General features: G+C 48.2%; 17 protein-coding genes, 1 tRNA gene, 1 other RNA gene and 2 riboswitches. Of the genes, 8 read left to right on the forward strand and 11 right to left on the reverse strand.

The features are described 5' to 3' along the window. The first annotated feature begins 53 nt into the window (after positions 1-53). The 4 genes from def to HNQ47_RS00235 all read left to right on the forward strand — a co-directional run bounded on the left by def (position 54) and on the right by HNQ47_RS00235 (position 4,132). On the forward strand, positions 54-605 hold the full coding sequence (def, locus tag HNQ47_RS00220) for a peptide deformylase (protein WP_183326412.1): 552 nt from the start codon (positions 54-56) through the stop codon (positions 603-605). A gap of 59 nt (positions 606-664) precedes the next feature. After that, entirely contained in the window at positions 665-2,452 is a 1,788-nt protein-coding gene (locus tag HNQ47_RS00225) for a ribonuclease J (RefSeq protein ID WP_183326414.1), read from the forward strand. Positions 2,453-2,522: 70 nt separating this feature from the next. Further along, positions 2,523-3,377: a metallophosphoesterase gene (locus tag HNQ47_RS00230; protein ID WP_183326416.1), complete on the forward strand. Its 855-nt coding sequence runs from the start codon at positions 2,523-2,525 to the stop codon at positions 3,375-3,377. Between the two features lie 61 nt (positions 3,378-3,438). Next, positions 3,439-3,535, forward strand: a riboswitch (TPP riboswitch). 36 nt (positions 3,536-3,571) lie between these two features. Next, entirely contained in the window at positions 3,572-4,132 is a 561-nt protein-coding gene (locus tag HNQ47_RS00235) for an energy-coupled thiamine transporter ThiT (RefSeq protein WP_183326417.1), read from the forward strand. Positions 4,133-4,181: 49 nt separating this feature from the next. Here HNQ47_RS00235 and HNQ47_RS00240 read toward each other — a convergent pair whose 3' ends face one another. The 3 genes from HNQ47_RS00240 to gpsB all read right to left on the reverse strand — a co-directional run bounded on the left by HNQ47_RS00240 (position 4,182) and on the right by gpsB (position 6,042). Continuing rightward, on the reverse strand, positions 4,182-5,120 hold the full coding sequence (locus HNQ47_RS00240) for a magnesium transporter CorA family protein (RefSeq protein ID WP_183326419.1): 939 nt from the start codon (positions 5,118-5,120) through the stop codon (positions 4,182-4,184). A 144-nt stretch (positions 5,121-5,264) separates the two neighbouring features. After that, positions 5,265-5,587, reverse strand: an RNA gene (gene rnpB / locus HNQ47_RS00245) — RNase P RNA component class B. Positions 5,588-5,589: 2 nt separating this feature from the next. Continuing rightward, positions 5,590-6,042 carry a cell division regulator GpsB gene (gene gpsB / locus HNQ47_RS00250; RefSeq protein ID WP_183326421.1) on the reverse strand — a complete coding sequence of 151 codons (453 nt, stop codon included), beginning with the start codon at positions 6,040-6,042 and terminating at the stop codon, positions 5,590-5,592. A 98-nt stretch (positions 6,043-6,140) separates the two neighbouring features. Here gpsB and recU point away from each other — a divergent pair, with 98 nt between their 5' ends. Both recU and HNQ47_RS00260 read left to right on the forward strand, forming a co-directional pair. Continuing rightward, entirely contained in the window at positions 6,141-6,719 is a 579-nt protein-coding gene (gene recU, locus HNQ47_RS00255) for a Holliday junction resolvase RecU (RefSeq protein WP_183326422.1), read from the forward strand. A gap of 12 nt (positions 6,720-6,731) precedes the next feature. Beyond that, positions 6,732-9,137: a transglycosylase domain-containing protein gene (locus tag HNQ47_RS00260; protein WP_183326423.1), complete on the forward strand. Its 2,406-nt coding sequence runs from the start codon at positions 6,732-6,734 to the stop codon at positions 9,135-9,137. Positions 9,138-9,159: 22 nt separating this feature from the next. Here the strand turns inward: HNQ47_RS00260 and pflA are convergent, their stop codons facing one another. The 6 genes from pflA to HNQ47_RS00290 form a co-directional block, all read right to left on the reverse strand. After that, the gene (gene pflA / locus HNQ47_RS00265) at positions 9,160-9,915 is read right to left on the reverse strand and encodes a pyruvate formate-lyase-activating protein (protein WP_246345980.1); all 756 of its coding nucleotides are present in this window, start codon (positions 9,913-9,915) and stop codon (positions 9,160-9,162) included. Then, positions 9,881-12,118: a formate C-acetyltransferase gene (pflB, locus tag HNQ47_RS00270; protein WP_183326425.1), complete on the reverse strand. Its 2,238-nt coding sequence runs from the start codon at positions 12,116-12,118 to the stop codon at positions 9,881-9,883. Before pflB ends, pflA begins: the two co-directional genes overlap by 35 nt. Positions 12,119-12,168: 50 nt before the next feature. Then, positions 12,169-12,252, reverse strand: a riboswitch (ZMP/ZTP riboswitch). Between the two features lie 41 nt (positions 12,253-12,293). Further along, the gene (locus tag HNQ47_RS00275; protein ID WP_183326427.1) at positions 12,294-12,527 is read right to left on the reverse strand and encodes a hypothetical protein; all 234 of its coding nucleotides are present in this window, start codon (positions 12,525-12,527) and stop codon (positions 12,294-12,296) included. Continuing rightward, positions 12,527-13,063, reverse strand: coding sequence for a nitroreductase family protein (locus HNQ47_RS00280; protein ID WP_183326429.1), 537 nt, complete (start codon positions 13,061-13,063; stop codon positions 12,527-12,529). The genes HNQ47_RS00275 and HNQ47_RS00280 overlap by 1 nt, the downstream gene beginning before the upstream one ends. A gap of 64 nt (positions 13,064-13,127) precedes the next feature. Continuing rightward, complete coding sequence (locus HNQ47_RS00285; RefSeq protein ID WP_183326431.1) at positions 13,128-15,539, reverse strand: hypothetical protein; 2,412 nt, start codon at positions 15,537-15,539, stop codon at positions 13,128-13,130. Continuing rightward, on the reverse strand, positions 15,526-17,625 hold the full coding sequence (locus HNQ47_RS00290; protein WP_183326433.1) for an efflux RND transporter permease subunit: 2,100 nt from the start codon (positions 17,623-17,625) through the stop codon (positions 15,526-15,528). Before HNQ47_RS00290 ends, HNQ47_RS00285 begins: the two co-directional genes overlap by 14 nt. A 157-nt stretch (positions 17,626-17,782) precedes the next feature. On the opposite strand from HNQ47_RS00290, the gene HNQ47_RS00295 reads away from it, so the two are divergent. After that, positions 17,783-18,403, forward strand: a complete 621-nt coding sequence (locus HNQ47_RS00295) for a TetR/AcrR family transcriptional regulator (protein ID WP_183326435.1) — start codon at positions 17,783-17,785, stop codon at positions 18,401-18,403. A gap of 70 nt (positions 18,404-18,473) precedes the next feature. Further along, a tRNA-Asn gene (locus HNQ47_RS00300) sits at positions 18,474-18,549 on the forward strand. 78 nt (positions 18,550-18,627) lie between these two features. Here the strand turns inward: HNQ47_RS00300 and HNQ47_RS00305 are convergent. Next, positions 18,628-19,062 carry an acetolactate synthase gene (locus HNQ47_RS00305; protein WP_183326437.1) on the reverse strand — a complete coding sequence of 145 codons (435 nt, stop codon included), beginning with the start codon at positions 19,060-19,062 and terminating at the stop codon, positions 18,628-18,630. A 15-nt stretch (positions 19,063-19,077) separates the two neighbouring features. Further along, the gene (locus HNQ47_RS00310) at positions 19,078-20,385 is read right to left on the reverse strand and encodes a phenylacetate--CoA ligase family protein (RefSeq protein WP_183326439.1); all 1,308 of its coding nucleotides are present in this window, start codon (positions 20,383-20,385) and stop codon (positions 19,078-19,080) included. Between the last annotated feature and the right edge of the window lie 7 nt (positions 20,386-20,392).

Below are 20,392 nucleotides of genomic sequence, written 5' to 3' on the forward strand. Positions count from 1 at the left end.
AAAAAATTGTCAATGAAAACAAAATAGACTAGAATACTCCATAGGTGATAAAAATGAAAATACATGCAGAAGATATAATTCTCGACAGCAACCCGCTGATCCGCAGACACAGCGAAAAAGTCAGCCTGCCGCTCAGCGACGAAGACCGCGGGATCCTGCAGGCGCTGCTCGACTACGTGCACCGTTCTCAGGATGAGGAGACGGCTGAAAAAGAAGGCATCCAGCCGGCAGTCGGCATTGCGGCCATTCAGATCGGCATCCCCAAACAGCTGATCGCGGTCGTTGTTCCGGAAGAAGACGGCGTCAAGGAAGCGGCCCTGGCCAATCCGAAGATCATTTCTGAATCGGTGCAGAACAGTTATCTGCAGAACGGCGAAGGCTGTCTCTCGGTTCCGGATGAACACGAAGGACACGTGTTCCGTCATGCGCGTGTGACAGTGCGCGGCTACGATTTGATCCAGGATCAGGAAGTGAAGATCAGAGCGTCGGGTTACTTTGCGATCGCGCTGCAGCACGAGATCGATCATTTATCCGGTAAATTGTTTTATGACCGCATCGATCCGAAAGATCCATGGAAAAGCGATCCCGAAGCAGAAGTTATTTAACTTCTGTTTTTTTTCGATACGGAAATTGCTATAATAGGATAGAAAGAAAGAGGTTCAATATGCCAAACAAACAATACAAGAATCTTGGGCATACGAACACCAATCGAAACACGTATCATGTCGAAAAAGGCGATACGCTCATTTATGCCTTGGGCGGCTTAGGAGAAGTCGGCAAGAACATGTACTGTTTCGAACATGACAATGAAATATTGATTGTCGATTGCGGCGTCTTATTCCCAGGCGACGATTTGCTGGGTGTGGACTACGTTATTCCGGATTACCATCATTTGATCCGCATGAATAAAAAACGCAAAGTCCTTGTGATCACCCACGGCCACGAAGATCATATCGGCGGTATTCCGTTTTTACTGCGTCAGGTGAAGATCGACGCCATTTACGCACCGAGATTCGCAAAAGCATTGATTCAAAAAAAATTAAGTGAACATAAAGGCTTGGAACGAACAAAGATCATTGAGATCAACGGCGATTCCAGCATCAATATGCGCTATTTCCAAGTCGGCTTCTTTGATACGATCCACTCGATCCCCGACAGTCTGGGCGTACTGATCAACACCCCGAACGGCCGTATCGTAGAGACCGGTGATTTCAAATTTGACCTGACACCGGTCGGCACCAATGCGGATTATCAGAAGATGGCTTTTATCGGCGCATCGCACTGCGACCTGCTGATGTCCGATTCCACCAACTCCGGTGTCGAGGATTTCTCCATTTCGGAACGAAAAGTTGCCGATGAGATCCTTGAGATCATGCGCCGCACAAAAAAGCGTCTGATCGTCGCGACTTTCGCGTCGAATGTCCATCGTGTCTCGCAGATCATCGAAGCGGCCTTGAAATGTGACCGCAAAGTGATCGTCTTCGGCCGCAGCATGGAGAATGCCGTCGACATCGGCCGGAAAATGGGTACCATCCACATCAAGAACAACCAGATGCTTTCACGTGAAGATCTGGCCCATACCCCGGATGAAAAGGTCTGCATTCTCTGCACCGGCAGTCAGGGAGAACCGCTGGCCGCTTTATCGCGGATCGCCAACGGCACCCATCGTTTCATCCATGTGAAACCGGGCGATACGATCGTCTTCTCCAGCAAGCCGATCCCGGGCAACCAGTCCAGCGTCAACCGGGTCGTGGACAATCTGTTCCGCGCCGGTGCAACGGTATTGAATAAATCGGTTTTGAACAATCTGCATACGACCGGCCATGCCAGTAAAGAAGAACAGAAGCTGATGATGCAGCTGATCGAACCAACCTATTTTATGCCGGTGCACGGTGAATATAAAATGCTCATGCAGCACCGCATCACAGCCATGGAAGTCGGGATCCCGCCGGAAAACATCTTTGTATGCGCCAACGGCGATATCCTGATCCTGCGCAACCATAAGGTGCTCCAAAGCAACTGGCGTTTCCAAGGCGATGATATTTATGTGGACGGCAATGATATTTCCGGTTTGTCCACCGCAGTCCTCAAGGACCGCCGCATCTTAGCGGAAAACGGTCTGGTCGCTGTGATCGTCGCCATCGATTCCAAGGCCAATTCACTGCTGGCGCAGCCGATCATCCTGTCCCGCGGGTTCGTTTTCGTAAAAAACAGCCAGGGACTGATGAAAGAAGCTTCCTTCATCGTCAATAAAGCCCTGCAGGAGCAGATGAAAGAAAAGACCACGTTCTCGGAACTGAAGAACTGTGTCCGTTCTGCACTGGAGCCTTATCTATATAAGAAGACCCACCGCAACCCGATCGTGATCCCGGTCATCATCAATTCCCGTCAGGCGATGGAAGAAATGCAGAATATGCGCCGGAACAAACGTTTCCGCAAAACAAAGTCATAAACAGCCGTCCGTTTGGACGGTTTTTTGATCGGTGGCAACTTCACAGGAAAAATGATAGAATGATTGCGTTATGACAAAGCTTCAAAAAAGACTCATCGTGATCCTGAGCATTCTGCTGGTGCTGGTGCTTTGTTTCGATATTTCTCTGGCCAACGCATTTTATCGGGCACCGAATCAGCTGCAGGTCAACTATATAACTTTGGAAAGTGAAGACATTCCCGAGTCGATGAATGATGTTTCGATCCTGTATTTCACCGATCTGCAGTACGGAACATTCGAAAATAAAGAACGTCTGGAAACGCTGGAAAAAGAAATCGACTATCTGGAACCGGACATCTGCATCTTCGGCGGTGACTTGTTCGATACCGATACCGTCTTGGACAGTCAGACAAAGAAAACGATCCGGAGTTTCTTAAGCAACATCGATGCACCGCTGGGCAAATTTGCGGTCCTCGGCGAGAAAGACACGCAGGACAGCGCCCGGAAACAGGCGGTTCTGAAAATCTACAAACAGTCACAAGTGGAAGTACTGACCAATCAGTCGGTCCTGCTGACCAATCGCTCCAGCGATGGGATCCATTTGGTCGGTCTGCAGTCTTCGGCACACATTGCCAAGGCGACCGCACATACTTCCGGTAAGACATACGACCTGCTGGTCTGCCATAAACCGGATCTGCTGACGGATGAAAGCCTGGCCGACCGTTCGATCGACTTCGCTTTGGCGGGACATTCCCACGGCACGCAGATCACCTATCCGTTCTTCGGCGGCTATCGGACCGAGAAAGGCGCGGAGAAGCTGAACCGCAGCGAAAGTCAGGATCTTTCCTTTGATTATGAAATCAGCGCCGGAGTCGGCTGTACGCGGGTCAATGCCCGCTACAATGCGGATCCGGAAGTCGATTACATCATTTTGCAGCACAAATAACACAACGGGCAGAAACTTTCTGCCCGTTTGCATTTAGATGCCGGCTGACGTATAATATCCACTGTCAAGACAGGGGCGCCTTCGGGCTGAGATGCACATGCTGTCCCTTATGACCTGATCTAGGTAATGCTAGCGTAGGGAGTTCTGAAAATCTTAGTATTCTCTTTACGCACCTAATTTGGAGGTGTTTTTTTATGAAAAATCAAAATCAGATCAGATGGATCACGTATTTGGCATTATATGCCGCGTTATCCGTTGTATTAAAGTATGCGTCGCAGATGATTCCATTTCTGCAGATGCCGCAGGGCGGTTCCATCGAGCTGGAATATTTGGCGATCTTCATCGCTTCGTATCACCTAGGATGGAAAAACGGCATCATTGTCGGCTTGCTGGCATGGCTGCTGGGCTTTATTTTCGGCTTCAACAACTGGTTCTTAAATCCAATGCAGTATTTGCTGGATTATATTATTCCTGTGCTCGTCTGCGGTGCGGCTTCCGCATTGTGCCCGTCTAAGAACGAAAAGGTCCGTCTGTACGGCGGCGTGACGATCGCAATGATCCTGAAATATGCCAGCACCGTATTAAGCGGTGTTTACTATTGGCCGCCGGAAGGTTCCGTTGCCGGCACTTCTGCAGCTTGGTTATATTCCTTATCCTATAATGCCTGGTACAACTTGGCGACATTGATCGTCTGCATCATTCTGGTGCCGCTGTTATATAGAGCACTGGCACCGGTCATTCGAAGAAACGCATAACGCAAGGAAACTTGCGTTTTTTTCTGACAAAAAAAACGACTTACGTCGTTCATTTAAATCGTTTGTTGCGCGAAAATACGATCCAGGCAATGATACAGCTGATCAAGCAGACCAACGTCGGGAACCAAACATACGGCACCGGCAGTTTGACGTTCATGCCATAGAACGCAAAAATAATATTCGGAATGGACATGATGATCGTGATGATCGATAAAAACTTCATGACATCATTCATATTGTTGTTGATGACACTGCTGAAGGCATCGCGCATGCCCGATAAAATACCCGAATAGATGGAACACATCTCAACGCCCTGCCGGATCTCGATCAAGATATCTTCCAGCAGATCGTCGTCTTCTTCGTATAATTTAATAGCCTTGCCCCGGCGGATCCGGTTCAGCGTCGCTTCATCAGATTTCAGTGAAGTTGAAAAATAAACCAGAGATTTTTCCAGGTCCAGCAGCTGCAGCAGTTCTTTATTGCGCACCTGCTCCAGTAATTGATTTTCGATCCGGTTGGTCAGCTGATCAATTTCCCGCAGGCATAACAAGAATCGCTGTGAAATGCGCAGCAGGATCATCAACGTAAAACGGGTCTTCAGCCGCGTGTCGATTCCCTTGAACTGACCGCGCATCAACTCCGAAATGGTCCAGCTTTCATACAAGCTGATCGTGACCACAAAGCCTTTGATGATCACGATGCCCAGCGGATACGTAAAATATTCATAGATATTCGGTTCACTGCGTTTGTTGTCCAAGCTCGGGTAATCGACAATGACCAAAGTTTGATGCAGTTCATCATCAAAGTCAATATGTGAGCTTTCTTCCGGGTCCAGTGAAGATTTCACGAATTCCGGCAGCACACCGATCGTATCGATCAGATAGTTACGTTCATTTTCGGTCGGAGCGATGACATTGATCCAGCAGCCTGTTTCCGGCTCAGAAATCTTGATCGTTCCAATATCGGTCGTTTTATAAAATTCAATCATAGGTTTCCTCCTTTAATCGAAGGAAACACTTCCTTCGATGATCGCGGCAATAAAAAAATCGTGACTGTAGGGATCTTCTTTCATGTCCGATCATCTCCTCTCATTTAAAAACAGGCAAGGGACAAACCCTTGCCTCATTTCCGAATTCATAAGCCATGTTCTGTAACTAGCAGCCATTTATCTATAACCGAAGTTATCCAGTCTTCCTTTCAATTCATTCCGACCGGCTCCCCTACCAAATTTGGGTTTCTCGCTTGCGGGGTTTACCCGTTCCACCCGGCTGTTTTCACAGCCGGCTCGTCTCTGTGGCACTTTCAAGTTCGCTTCCTTAGTTTCCCTTAGGATCAGAACTGCCGTCAGCTTACGCTGCCCGGACTTATGACTTCGTCCGGCACAAACACTACGGTCATCGCAGACCGTGCGAGCATGGACTTTCCTCTGGCAAAAGCCAGCGACTGCGTTTTCGGAATTAGTTTTCCTGCGGTTTTGCGGATTCCGTATGCGGCGCATTGTCGCGGCGCTGATTCGAGTGGTTCTTCGAATACGGCTTCTTCTGCCGGTAACCCCGGCGGCCATTGTACGTGCCCTGATTGCCGAAGACCGCTGCCTCCAGACGGGACAGACGTTTCAGGATATCGACCTGATCGGTATTCGGTGCTTCGATGTATCCAGCTTTTAATTTTTCCTGTAATTTTTTATTTTCATTATTTAATGTAAAGATCTGCTTCTGCAGTTCTTTGATCTTTTCTTCATAACGCAGGATCGCCTGATTGCGGCTTTCCAGTTCATCATCATAGTTCTGATAATCCTCGATGACTTGATCCAAATATTCGTCGACTTCTTCCGGCGCATAGCCCTTCAGATCGACATGGAATTCTTTTTCATAAATATCCTGAGCGGTCAGGTTCATATTATTTGCCATGGTCTATTCCCCCAATACTATTCAGTATTATGACTTGTTTAAGTCAAAAAATCAACACCAATTTGATTGTTCGCATGAATTCATATATAATTATTCCGATGAGTACGATTAAGTATCCGACTGCTGTAAAAAGCCGAAAAGTATCGAATATACAGGACTTTCACAGCGGCCGCGGCATGAACCTTGAAAACGAAATTAACGAATCCAACAAGTTCTATCGTGCCGGCGATTATGCGCTGATCTACAAGAAACCGACGCCGGTCCAGGTCGTGCGTGTGGACTATCCGGAACGCCGCCGCGCCAAGATCGTCGAAGCATACTACCGTACCCCTTCCACAACGGATTACAACGGTGTTTACCGCGGAAAATATATCGATTTTGAAGCAAAGGAAACAAAAAATAAAACCAGTTTTCCGATCTACCTGATCCATCCGCATCAAATCGAACATTTGAAAAAAGTGAAATTCCATGGCGGAATTGGTTTTTTTATCATCCGCTTCACATCACACAACGAAACCTATCTGGTAGATGCACCGTTATTAATTGAGAAAATAGAGACCATCAAACGGGAATCGATTCCGTATGATTGGTTTCGTGAAAACGGTCATATAATAAAAGAAGGATATCAACCGCGGCTTCAATATCTGAAGGTCGTGGACAAACTTTATTTTTCTTAAGGAGGAGCCCCTATGGCACGTAAAACAAATAAGTCTGCCCGGCCGCCGCGAGTGAAACACCGGCGCCTGGATATATGGAACCGGATCGCGATCGTGATTCTTTCACTGTTTCTGATTGCCTGCATCACCGTGTTCTTTGTCCTGGTCAACGTCATCAACGACCCGGAAGGTATGCGTTTTTCGGAAGATGGGCTGACCACTGCTTCTTCAACGCGCATTTACGACACAAACGGCAAGCTGGTTTATGAAGTCGGCGATGAAATTCGCGATGATGTATCCTACGATGAAATTCCGCAGAGCGTGATTGATGCGTTCTTATCCATCGAAGACTCGCGCTATTTTGATCATAACGGATTTGACCTGCCGCGTTTTCTTGCGGCCGCCATGGCCAACCTGCGTTCCGGTTCTTTTGCGCAGGGCGGTTCGACTTTGACGATGCAGATGATCGATAATGCATTTACGAAAAACCAGGAGCAGAAGATCATCAATGAAAAAGGATCGGAAAGCACGTTCGATCAGGTGCGTCTGAAGATCCAGGAAATTTATTTGTCGCTGGTTGCGGAACAAAGCTTGACCAAGGAACAGATCTTCGAAAATTATGTCAATCGAATATGGTTCGGTTCCGGCAACAATACCCGCGGCATCGAGAAAGCTTCAGAATACTACTTTAATAAGAAAGTCTCACAGCTGAATTTGGAGGAAGCCGCCTTCCTGGCCGGCGCGGTCAATGCGCCAGGTACATATAATCCAATGGCCAATAAATATGATACCGAAACAGACCACCTGGCCGCGGCGACCAACCGAAGGAATACGACACTGAAGCTGATGAAGCAGCATGGCTATATCACGCAGGAAGAATATGATCTGGCATCGAACCAAAAGCTGGAATTCAGTCTGAAATATACCGAAGATACGTCGGAAGACCCGAACCAGGCCTACATCGATCAGGTGCTGGAAGAAGTCAAAACGCTGACCGGTCAGGATCCGACGGTCATTCCGATGGATATCTACACCTGCCTCAATACCAAAGTGCAGAAACAGGCAGATAAGATCTGCAACGGCGATATCATCGACTTCCCGAATGATGCCTTCGATGTCGGTTTCGCGGTCGAGGACAATTCCAACGGTGAGATCATTGCGGTCGGACCAGGACGACGATATCATACCGATTCGGTGAAAGTGGATAACTCGACTGACCGTAAGCAGCCAGGTTCCAGTATGAAACCGCTGCTGGCTTACTGTTCGACCTTCGACTTGCTTGGATGGTCAACGGAACATACGGTCGTCGATGAGAAGAAAGACTATTTCGGAACAGGTTCTTATGTCAATAACTCAGACGGAACTTTCTCCGGCCGGATCAGTCTGAAGTATGCGTTAGGTGTTTCTAAGAACGCCCCGGCAGCAGCCGCCATGGTGGAACTGATCGATGAGAAAGGCACCGATTACTGGGTCAACTTCTGTAAGAAGCTCGGCTATGATGATGATGTCGCAGAGAACTTCAATGCCCAGTATGCGATCGGCGGTTCCGATATGTATGCGTCCCCGATCCAGCAGGCCAATGCCTATTCGATCTTTGCCAACGGCGGCAGCCGTGTCAACGCGCATACCGTGCGTTACACGATCCGACGCAGCGATAAAAAACGAACGACGACTGATACATCGTCGACAGAAGTCATCAGCGATGACGCAGCATTTATGATGTCTTATTTACTGTACGACGTCGTTCACGGCGGTTATCAAAACTTCAACAACATTCTGGAATCGGATTATCCGGTTTATGGTAAATCCGGTACCTCCGACTGGGGCACGGCCGGTCTGCAGTATGGTATCCCTTCCGGTGCCATCAAGGATGAATGGTCATTGGGCTACACAAGCAAATATGTCGTCGCCTGCTGGTCCGGCTACACCAAGCAGTATCAGCAGATGGGCTACTATATCCCGACGTCTTCCGTTTCCTCGTATACGCAGGCGTTCCAGATCACGCATTATCTGTTGGATTACTGTGAGAAATACGCTGATTATGAAGAAATCAAGAAGACGGACGGTGTATCCAGCTACAAAGGCGGCTACATTGAAACGAAGTATCTGTCGGAAGGTGATTCAAGTTCTTCATCGTCCAGCAAATATGACTACGATGTAGAATCGTATTGTGATTCCATCGGCGGAACCTACGATTCCTCGACGGATCAGTGCTACCGCAGCTCGACAACCACCGATACGACCACCGATACAACAACGGATACCACGACCGATACGACCACCGACACGACCACGGATGGTTCAACGGACACAACGACCGATACCACGACGGATGAGTCAACGGATCAATCCAATGGTCAGTACGACAGCGGTGATGCCTACTATAACTGGGGATTCATTGATTTGTACAATGCATTCCTGCGGAAATGGCTGAGATAAAAAAATGAGGCTTGATCGATGATCAAGCCTTTTTTAATGCTTCCTTTACCCGTTCGACATCTTCTTCTCCGGCCGGCCGTACACCTTCCAGCGGATAAGGCAGTCCTAATTCTTTCCATTTATAAGCGCCCAGCGTATGATATGGCAGCACATCGATCCGTTCGACATTATGCAGCGTCTTGATGAACTGACCAAGTTCCTGCAGCTCCGCATCGCTGTCATTGATGCCCGGCACGGTGACATGCCGGATCCAGACAGGCACGTTCTGTTCGGACAGATACTGTGCAAAATCAAGAATGTTCGTATTTGGATGTCCGGTCAGATCACGATGTTTCTCATTGCGGATCTGCTTGAGATCCAAAAGCACCAGATCTGTGACGGCCAGCAGCTGCTTTATCTTGGAAAAAAATGGTTCCTTTCGGGAAAAAGGCTGCCCGCTCGTATCCAAAGCCGTATGGACACCTTGTTCATGTGCCAGCGTAAATAAATCAATCAGGAAGTCGATCTGCAGAAGCGGTTCCCCGCCGCTGACGGTGATACCGCCGCCGTTTTTCCAGTACGGACGATAGCGAAGCGCTTTGTGCAGCACTTCATCGGCCGGCTGATCGGCTTCTTTTCTTTCCCACGTATCGGCATTATGGCAGAACGCACAGCGCATCACACAGCCTTGCAGGAAAATGACATAACGGACGCCGGGTCCATCCACCGAGCCAAAGGTCTCGATGGAGTGGACGGCGCCTTTTTTATAAGCGGTCATGGCACGTTCTCGCAATGACATCCAGCTGCTGTTCCCGCGTCAAATCGATGAACTTCACCGCATAGCCGGATACCCGGATGGTGAAGTTTTGGTACTCTTCTTTTTCCGGATGTTCCATCGCATCTTTTAGTTTTTCGGTACCGAACACATTGACATTCAAATGATGCGCGCCCTGTACAAAATATCCATCCAGCACACGGACCAGATTGTCTGCTCGTTCTTCATCGTTGTGGCCCAATGCATTCGGATTCATCGTCTGCGTGTTGGAAATGCCGTCCAATGCGTATTCATACGGCAGTTTGGCCACGGAATTCAAAGACGCCAGCAGGCCGTTTTTCTCGGCTCCATAGGCTGGGTTGGCTCCCGGTGAAAGCGGTTCGCCAGCCTTGCGGCCGTCCGGCAGCGCACCAGTTGCCTTGCCGTAAACAACGTTGGAGGTAATCGTTAAAATGGATGTGGTCGGTTCACTGTTGCGGTAAGTCGGATGCTTACGGATCTTGGTCATGAATGTTTTCAGCAGCCAAACCGCAATTTCATCGGCGCGGTCGTCATCGTTGCCGTAGCGCGGGAAGTCTCCTTCGATCTCATAGTCTTTGACGATGCCGTCCGCATCCCGGATGGTTTTTACTTTCGCATATTTGATCGCTGATAAGGAATCTGTCACATGCGAGAAGCCGGCAATGCCGGTCGCAAAGGTCCGGCGGACATCGGTATCGATCAAGGCCATCTGGGCCGCTTCATAATAATATTTATCATGCATATACTGGATCGCATTCAGCGTATTGACATAAATGTCAGCCAGCCAGTCCATCATCCGATCATACGCCTGCATCACTTCATCATAATCCAGATACTCGGATGTGATCGGACGATAAGCCGGGCCGACCTGTTCGCCGGTCTTCTCATCGATACCGCCGTTGATCGCATAAAGCAGACATTTTGCCAAGTTGGCACGTGCCCCGAAGAACTGCATCTCCTTTCCTGTCTGAGTGGCGCTGACGCAGCAGCATACGCTGTAGTCATCGCCCCATACCGGACGCATCACATCATCGTTTTCATACTGGATGCTTGAGGTTTTGACAGAGATCTTTGCCGCATAGCGTTTGAAGGTTTCCGGCAGCCGATCGGAATACAATACAGTTAAATTTGGTTCCGGGCTCGGTCCCATATTTTCCAGTGTATGCAGGAAACGGAAACATGTCTTAGTCACCTGATGGCGGCCGTCGCTGCCCAGTCCGGCTACATCGACCGTTGCCCAGACCGGATCGCCGGAAAACAGCTGATTGTAGCTTGGGATCCGCGCAAATTTGACCATGCGGAATTTCATCGTGATATGATCGATCAGTTCCTGTGCTTCGGTTTCAGTCAGTACGCCTGCTTTCAGATCCCGTTCCATATAAATATCCAGGAAGGTAGAGATACGGCCGACGCTCATCGCCGCCCCATTTTGTGTCTTGATCGCTGCCAGATAGCCGAAATAGAGCCACTGCACCGCTTCTTTCGCATTGGCCGCCGGTTTACTGATATCAAAACCATAATCTGCAGCCATTTCCTTCATTTGTTTCAGGGCTTTGATCTGCTCCGCAATTTCTTCACGCAGACGAATGATTTCTTCGTTCATCATCCGATCTGTCGTATTGGTAAAATCTTTTTGTTTCTGTGCGATCAAATAGTCAATACCGTACAATGCCACCCGGCGATAATCACCGACGATGCGGCCGCGGCCGTACGTATCCGGCAGACCGGTCAAGATCTTATTGTGACGGCATTTCTTCATTTCCGGGGTATATACCTGGAAAACAGCGTCATTGTGGGTCTTGTGGTATTTCGTAAAGATTTCGTGGATCTTTTCGCTTGGTTGATAGCCGTACGTTTCACAGGCTTCTTCGCTCATGCGAATACCGCCGTACGGCATGAAAGCACGCTTCAGCGGTTTGTCCGTCTGCAGACCGACGATTTGTTCCAAGTCTTTGTCCATATAAGCAGCTGGATAGGCCGTAATGCCGGAAACGACCTCTGTTTCCATGTCCAGGACACCGCCCTTGCGGCGTTCTTCTTTCTGCAGTTCCTGCAGCTGGGCCCATAATTGATTGGTCGCATCGGTCGGTCCGGCTAAGAAGCTCTCATCGCCGTCATACGGTGTGTAGTTGTTCTGAATAAAATCACGTACATCGACTTCTTCCTGCCACTTTGTGCCTTTAAAACTTTTCCATTGTTCTTTCATTTCTTTTCCTCCTGGTTGACCCGGAGGGACAAAAAAACGACCGTCCGGGTCTTATCAGCCCAGACGGTCGGCTCTTTACTTTCTTATACTCCCATGTGGTAGGCTCCACAATACCGTCAGTCATATAAGATACTCACACTTTAACAAACTTTAGTTGAACCGTCAACCATCATTTTTAGTCTTTTGGCATTCCAAATAAAGCTTCCACATCTTTCCAATATTTCTGCGTATCGTTTTCTAACAGAATGTTAAAAACCTGCTCATCGATCTGATCCAGAACCGATGAAATTTTTGCTTTGGAAATATGAAACTCATTATCATCGACAGAAACGACCAGTTCCCTGTCATTGTTTTCGACCGTATAACCAGAGGCTTTCAGGAATGCGGTCAATGCTTCCGTCCGCTCCATTAAAACCACTTCGTGATTTCATCGACGGTCTTGCGTTTCGGCATGGCTGGATCAATATCCGGGATCCCGACCGAAATCACAGCGGTCACTACTTCATTTTCCGGGATGGCAAGCAGTTTACGGCAGGCATCGGCATCACGAATGCCCATCACCAGCGTGCCATAGCCCATATCCTCCGCTTTGAGCAGCAGGTTCTCACTGGCCAGTCCCAGATCGTAGAAACCCCAGGCATCTCCTAATTCATTGTCCTGTGATCCGTCGCGGGAGAAACCGGCCAGACCTTTTTCAAATGTCATCACAAAGTAACAAACCGCATTCACACAGTTTGCGGGGTTGTGATTGAGCAGAACTTCGGTGCGAAGCTTCTCTTTCATGTCCTCACTGTATACGACATAATAGCGTGGGCACTGGGAATTTTTCCAGGACGGTGCCAGATTCGCAGCCCGGATCATTTCCGTAATTTCTTCTTTCGAGATGGTTCCTTCCTTATATTTTCGAATGCTTCGGCGTTTTTCCATGACCGTGTTTACATCCATATCCATTCCTCCTTTTTCCTCATTATACACCAAATGATAAAAAACCCGGCGGACCGGGTTTTGTTTATTTTGTCTGCAGTACGAAGTTGACTTTGCATTCCGCCCCTGTTGGTGCACCCGCAAAATCGCTGTTGGCATTTGTCATCGACTTGATGCCGTTGAACGTATCGGTCAGCACAGTGACTTCTTCGGAAGTCAGGTCAGCCATTTCTTTCAAAGGGGCCATCGCTTCGGCAGAGAACTGCTGCTCACCGCTGTACAGTTCGGCTGCACCGCTGTTCAGCTGATCCAGCGCCGTACCGACTTGCGTCAGTCCGGAGCCCATGGAATAGAGCGTTTCTTGTTCAGCTGCCAATGACGAAGTACCGTCTGCTAACTGCTGCGTACCGTTCACTAGACTGGAACTATTGCTGGAGAGCTTCGAAGTGCCCTCATTGATCGCATCAATACCGGCTTTTGACTGCGTTGAAACCTCTGTCATGCTTGTGTTCAGCGTCTGAATGCCGGCTGTCAGCTGCTGTGAGCCTTCATCCAGCTGTTTTGCATAAGTCTGCAGTTGTTTGACGGCATCCGAATAGTCGACTGTACTGCTGGCTTGGTATGCCTGGATGGTTTGATCCATTTTATCCAATGTATCAATGGCGTTATTCAAATCTGTATTCATATCATCCATACTTGTTTTCGCATCGGTCAACTGTGTATTTAAACCACTCAGTGTTGTAGACAATGTCGAGATCGTCGTGCTCAGCGTTGATAAATCTTTGCTGACGGCCGATGTATCCAGTTTCGACAGTTCCTCCAGCTGCAGATCATCGGCACTGATCGTGGAGATCGTCTGCTTGTTATTGCTTAGATTGGTACGGGCGGTTTCAATTGCCGCTTTGGCCGTTTCATCATCGGTCGCTTCCTCGGCACTGGCCAAGGCAGTATCAGCCGTACTGTATGCACTGTTGATCTGACTGTTGATCGTGTTGATCTGATTGTTGATGCTGTTGACTTCGTTATTGATCTTTTCGTTGTCGGCCGTTACCGTACTGTTGTTGGTATCAATATCTGAATTCAAATCTTGGACATCACTATTCAACTGATTCAGTTCTTTTGTCAATGTTTCATCTTTTTCCAAATTGCTTAAAGCCGTTGACGCGGCACTCAAGCTGGACTGAAGACTTTTCAAAGAATCCTTATCATCTTTTAATGTTTTCTGCATCGCTGTCAGCGTTTCCTTATTCTGTTTGATCTGCTTATCCAGCTTCTCAAAACTATCCGGATCCACATTCTGCAGCTGCTGATTCAATGCATCCAGACCGCTCTGCAGCTGGGTCGCTCCGCCCAATAAACTGGTTGAAGTCGCTTGCTGCATCTGATCCAGCGCGGTCGTGATACCATACAATGAACTTGTATTCGCCGCCAGCAGATCCACACCATTTGTATATGTCTTCACACCATATAGTAAGCTCTGCGTACCATCGTTCAGCGTCACCAGCGCATCGGCCAGCTGCATCACAGAACTGGATGCACCTGTCAGCGGCAGGCTTGCAGAACGCAGCGCGGAAGTACCTTCATACAATTCTCTGGCACCTTCGGTCAGTTGATCCTGCGCTGCAACGATCTTATCGACACTGCTGGCCAGATCACTGATCGAGTCGACCTGAGTGATCTTATTCAAATCGAAATCATTGGTGACACCGATCATGATCGAGCCCAGATCAAAGTTTTCGCAGTCGGCTTCGATGACACAGTCATCATAGGCACTCAATTGATCCGACACGGCGCTTAAACCAGCTGAATTCAATGTATCCTGCAGGCCTGGGATCGAAGCAAACGTCAAAATCTGATTGGATCCATCCGCAATGACCTTGCCCGTATTGCATGTGACATTACTGTAGTTTCCGGTTTTTAAATTGAGCACGCCGCCGGCTAAATAAGCCGGATGGACGACGACGCTCCGGCCGCCGGCTTGAATGGTCTCGGACTCTTTGCTTGTGAACGATACGGAAATTTTGACATGACCGCTCTTGCCGGCCATCTGTTCGGCAGTCATTTGTTTGCCGTCCAGCTCATAAGTGATATTTACACCGATCGGCAGATCCTTATGCACATCGCCTTGGTAGTAAACATCGTTGCCGCTGACGTTCCATGTATAAGTCTTGCCCTTGACGGTTGGTTCTTCATCGGTCTTGACATTCTCGACATTGGTCAGATCCAGTTTTTCAGAAATGTTATGAATGCCGTCGTCATTGTGGAGCCAGCTGGAGTCGACGACTTTTCCGGTCTGGGTGCCGTCGGAATCGATATTGGCATAGACGGTCTCGGTTTTCTGCGTCAGGCTCGTGCTCGTGGTCTCATCGGCGAATACCGGGCAGGTACACAAACTGGAGGCCATGGTCGTGGAAACCAGAATACTGCCCACAATGTTCAATGTATTTTTCATGGTCAATTTATTGTTCATCTTCATCGTGAATTTATTCTTCAACATTTTCAAGTCTTCCTTTCTCTACGACCGCTTTCGGCCAGTTCTTTGTGGTTTTTTCAATAAATTTATGGAATGTCAGCAGGAACGACGGCAGCACGATCAAGATACATGCAACAGAGATCAATGCACCGCGGGCCAGCAGGAAGCACATGCTTTTCAGCAGGTCCATGTCCGCCACGGCCGCCACACCAATGCAGGCAGCGAAGAAAGAGAAGCCGCTGGTCATGATCGACGTACTGGAATGCTTCATCGCCGAACCAATGGCCCGTTTGGCTTCCTTGCCCTTCTCCAGTTCTTCACGGAACCGGGTCGTCAGCAGGATCGCATAATCGACCGTAGCGCCTAACTGAATGGTACCGATGACGATGCCGGCTATAAACGGCAGCACCGTTCCGGTAAAATATGGAATACCCATATTGATATTGATCGCAAATTCAATGGTCAGCACCAAGATGATCGGCAGGGAGAATGATTTAAAGGTAAATGCGATGATGATAAAGATCAGGACGATCGACAGGACGTTGACCACTTGGAAATCGACATCCGTCGTTGTGATCAGATCGCGTTCCATCGCACCTTCACCGCCGATGACCGCGTTCTTATCGTATTTCTTGATGATCTTATCAATTTGATCCAGCTGCTTGTTTTCCTTGCTTGTAGCACCTTTGTAGTCACTGTTGGCAATGATCAGCTTATAGTGACCGTTGTGGAAGATCTTCTCGACGGCTTCCGGTTCAAAGGCATTGGAGACCGCCGGACCGACGATTTGTTCATAGGCGATCGTGTTCCGGATGCCGTCGACATCATCGATCTCATCACAGATTTTTTCAATATCTTTGGCTTCCACACTGTCATCGACCAGGATGAAATGCGTCGTGGTCATATGAAATTTTTCTTTCAGCTGATTGGTGCCGATGATACTGTTGAAATTCTGCGGCATATTATCGATCAAATTGTAGTATTTTTTCGTATTCGCCTGGGCGTACGTCATCGGGATCATGACGCAGATAAAACCAATCAAGATCTGTTTCCGATGGTTGATGACCCAACGCGGCAGCCGTGTCATCGGACGGATCAGCACTTTATGCTTCCTGCGTTCGATTTGTTTATCGAAAATCATCAGCAGGCTCGGCAGAACGATGATCGTTGAAACGACACCGAGCACGACCCCTTTGGCCATGACGATACCGATATCCCGTCCCAGTGTCAGCTGCATGACACATAAAGCAACGAACCCGGCGATCGTCGTGATCGAACTGGAGGAAATGGAAACGAATGTTGCCTGGATGGCTTTCGACATCGCTTTCTCATTCGAATCATTCTTTTGTTTTTCTTCTTGGTAACGATGCAGCAGGAAGATGGAATAATCCATCGTGACCGCCAGCTGCAGGACCATCGCCAGTGCCTTGGTAATATAGGAAATCTGACCGAGGAATACGTTGGTGCCGAAGTTGTAGATAATTGGGAACATGATGCCCAACATGAATACAAACGGCGCAAAATTGGATTCCAGGCCCAGCCACAGGACCACCAGGACCAACGCCACCGCAATGGCACTGAAGACCGGCATCTCCCGGTCGACCATATCTTTTGTATCTTCACTGATTGCGGATGTACCCGCTAAGTAACAATCCTTTGACGCTGTTTTTTTGATCTGTGTGATCGCGTCCATCGTCCGCGTCGATGATGTCCCTTCCTTAAATGTGATGATCATCATGGTCGCACCGTCCGAATATAACGCATCCTGCACCTTCTGCGGCAGGGCCTCTTTCGGGATCGTGATGTCGACCGCATCATCCCGCCAATAGACTTCGTCCACACCGTCAATTTTCTGGATCTTCTCTTCCAGCTTCGCCACATCTTTATCTTTCATGCCGTTCACGACCAGAAAATCAACACTGGCTAGATTGAAATCATCGCCCAGTATTTTCTGCGCCTTCATCGACTCGGAGCTCTGCGGCAAATATGACAGTAAATCATAATTGACCTTCGTGTTCACATAACCGAAATAGCTTGGGATCAGCAGCAGAATGGCCAATACCAGGATCTGGTTACGGAAACGCACGATAAAATCCGAGATTTTCTCCATATCTTTCACCTCATATCGACGGTAGTATAAAACAAAACTGACCATCAGTCAATTATTTTACGTGAATAAACCTCAAAATTCATACAAAAAAGGCCATATAACCAAATTTTCAAAAATATATTTGACCAATCGTTCAATTTACATTTATATTATAAATATGAAATCAAAGATTATCGAAAACAAAAAAGAAAAGGAAAAAAAGATCCTCAGCGCATCCTTTGATTTATTCACGCAGAAAGACATTCATCAAGTCTCTGTGTCTGAGATCGCCCGCAAAGCCGGTGTCGCCAAAGGCACGATCTATCTCTATTTCAAAGATAAGTACCAGATCCGCGATGTATTGATCTCACAGGAAAGCGTTCGGATCTTCTCCGATGCACAGAAAAAACTGGAAGAAAACGACATCCGCAGTCTGGAAGATTCTCTGGTCTTTTTGATCAACCAGATCCTGATCACATTGGAAAACAATCCGGTCCGTCTTCGGTTCATCGAAAAAAACTTATCGCTGGGTGTGTTCTCCAGTCATCTGCATTCAGCGATCGATGACAATACAATGAATATCAAGAACATCTTCCGAGAGAAGGCAAAAGAAAACAATTATCAATATCAAGACCCGGACACGGTATTATACATGATCGTTGAATTGGTCGGCAGCACGTGCTACAACAGTATTCTCTATAACAATCCCCTGCCAATTCAAGAATATAAACCCTATTTATTTGAGGCCATTCGCTCGATCTTAAAAGGTCTGCGCATAAATAAAGAATTCGCAAAATAATGCTTGCGTTTCAGATAAGGAAATGCTATTATAAATAAGCGCTAAGCAAATGCCTAAGCGCTAAGCAAATGCCTCAATAGCTCAGTCGGTAGAGCATCCGGCTGTTAACCGGCAGGTCACAAGTTCGAGTCTTGTTTGAGGCGCCATTTTAAAAAGAAAACTGCGGAACTTCCGCAGTTTTTTTCTATACCCAAATCAAAAGGCTCTGCATGGCAGAGCCTCTCTTACATATCCGCTATCTCATCCTGGGTCAGGATGATCAAATCATGTGCACGCAGCGCTTTTTCTGCTGCTTTGACATCATCAACCTTAAAGATCATCGTCGCACTGTGATCTTCCGGTGCATCCAACATCGCATACATATATTCGACATTGACCGATGCCGCTTTGAACATCTGCAGCACACGATTCAGACCGCCCGGTTCATCCGGGATCGGTACGACAACGACCGGGATCATCCGGCAGATGTAGCCCTCATCTTTCAGGACCGTGGCTGCTTCATAGACATCGTTGACAATAATGCGGCAGATGCCGAAGCCTTCGGTTTCAGCTAAAGACAGCGCCCGTAAATCAATCTGATGATCGGACAGTTTCTGCGTCATTTCCTGCAGCGTGCCCGGTTTATTTTCCAAAAATATTGAAAGTTGTTTTACACTCATAGAAAATCCCTCCTGCTAATCCAGCAGTTTTCGTTTATCAATGACACGGACCGCCTTGCCTTCGCTGCGCGGAATGGTCCGCGGCGCAACCAGCTTCACATTAGCCTTGATTCCCAGCATCGACTTCAGATCCGCAACCAGATCTTTCTGTCGGCGTGATACTTCACCGACATTATCCGTAAACATTTCCGGCGTCATTTCAACCAAAATATCCAGCGTATCGGAGTTGTTGACGCGGTCGACGACCAGTTGATAGTTGGCCGGATAGCCATTGTTCATCAATACGGTTTCGATCTGCGACGGGAAGACATTGACACCGCGGATGATCAACATGTCATCCGTACGGCCGCGCGGCTTGCACATCTTCATGAACGTCCGGCCGCAGGAACATGGCTTTGTGCTCAGGGAGCAAATATCCCGTGTGCGGTACCGCAGCAGCGGGAACGCTTTTTTATCCAGCGAGGTAAAGACCAGCTCGCCTTCCGATCCTTCCGGCAGCACTTCCCCAGTTTCCGGATCGATGATTTCCGCAATAAAATGATCCTCATTGATATGCATACCATCCTGCGCCGAACAATCATACGCGACGCCCGGACCGGATAATTCCGTCAGACCATAAATATCGTAAGCTTTGATTCCTAAGGTCGCTTCAATATCATCACGCATTTCCTTGGTCCATGCTTCCGCACCAAGGATACCGGCTTTTAAAGAAATGTCCTCAGGACCTAGACCCATGCCTTTCATTGTCTCAGCCAGATACGCCGCATACGACGGCGTACAGCACAATACCGTTGCCTTCAGATCCTGAATGAACATGATCTGCCGCTCGGTATTGCCGCTGGATGTCGGTACGGTCAGGCTGCCCAGTTTTTCCGAACCGCCGTGCAGACCCATACCGCCGGTAAATAAACCATAGCCATAAGAAATCTGTACAACATCCTCCGGTGTCGTGCCGGCAGCTGCCAGCGCTCTGGCGCAGCAGTCTGACCACAGATCCAGATCTTCCTGCGTATAGAACGCAACGACGCGTTTGCCGGTCGTGCCGGAAGTAGAGTGGATCCGGACACAATCTTTCAGCGGCGCACCAAGCAGTCCATACGGATAGGATTCTCTTAAATCCGCCTTTGAAATAAACGGCAGTTTATAAAGGTCTTTGGTAGAACGGATGTCCTCCGGCTTCACGCCTTTCTGTTCCATTTTTTTCCGATAATACGGCACGTTGTCCCACACATGCTGAACCTGCTTCACCAATTTTTCATTCTGCAGATTCTCGATTTCATTGCGGGATGCACATTCGATTTCCTTTTGAAAATATTGACTCATACTCTTC

It is taken from the genome of Catenisphaera adipataccumulans, from assembly GCF_014202755.1.
GTDB classification, from domain to species: Bacteria; Bacillota_I; Bacilli_A; order Erysipelotrichales; family Erysipelotrichaceae; genus Catenisphaera; species Catenisphaera adipataccumulans.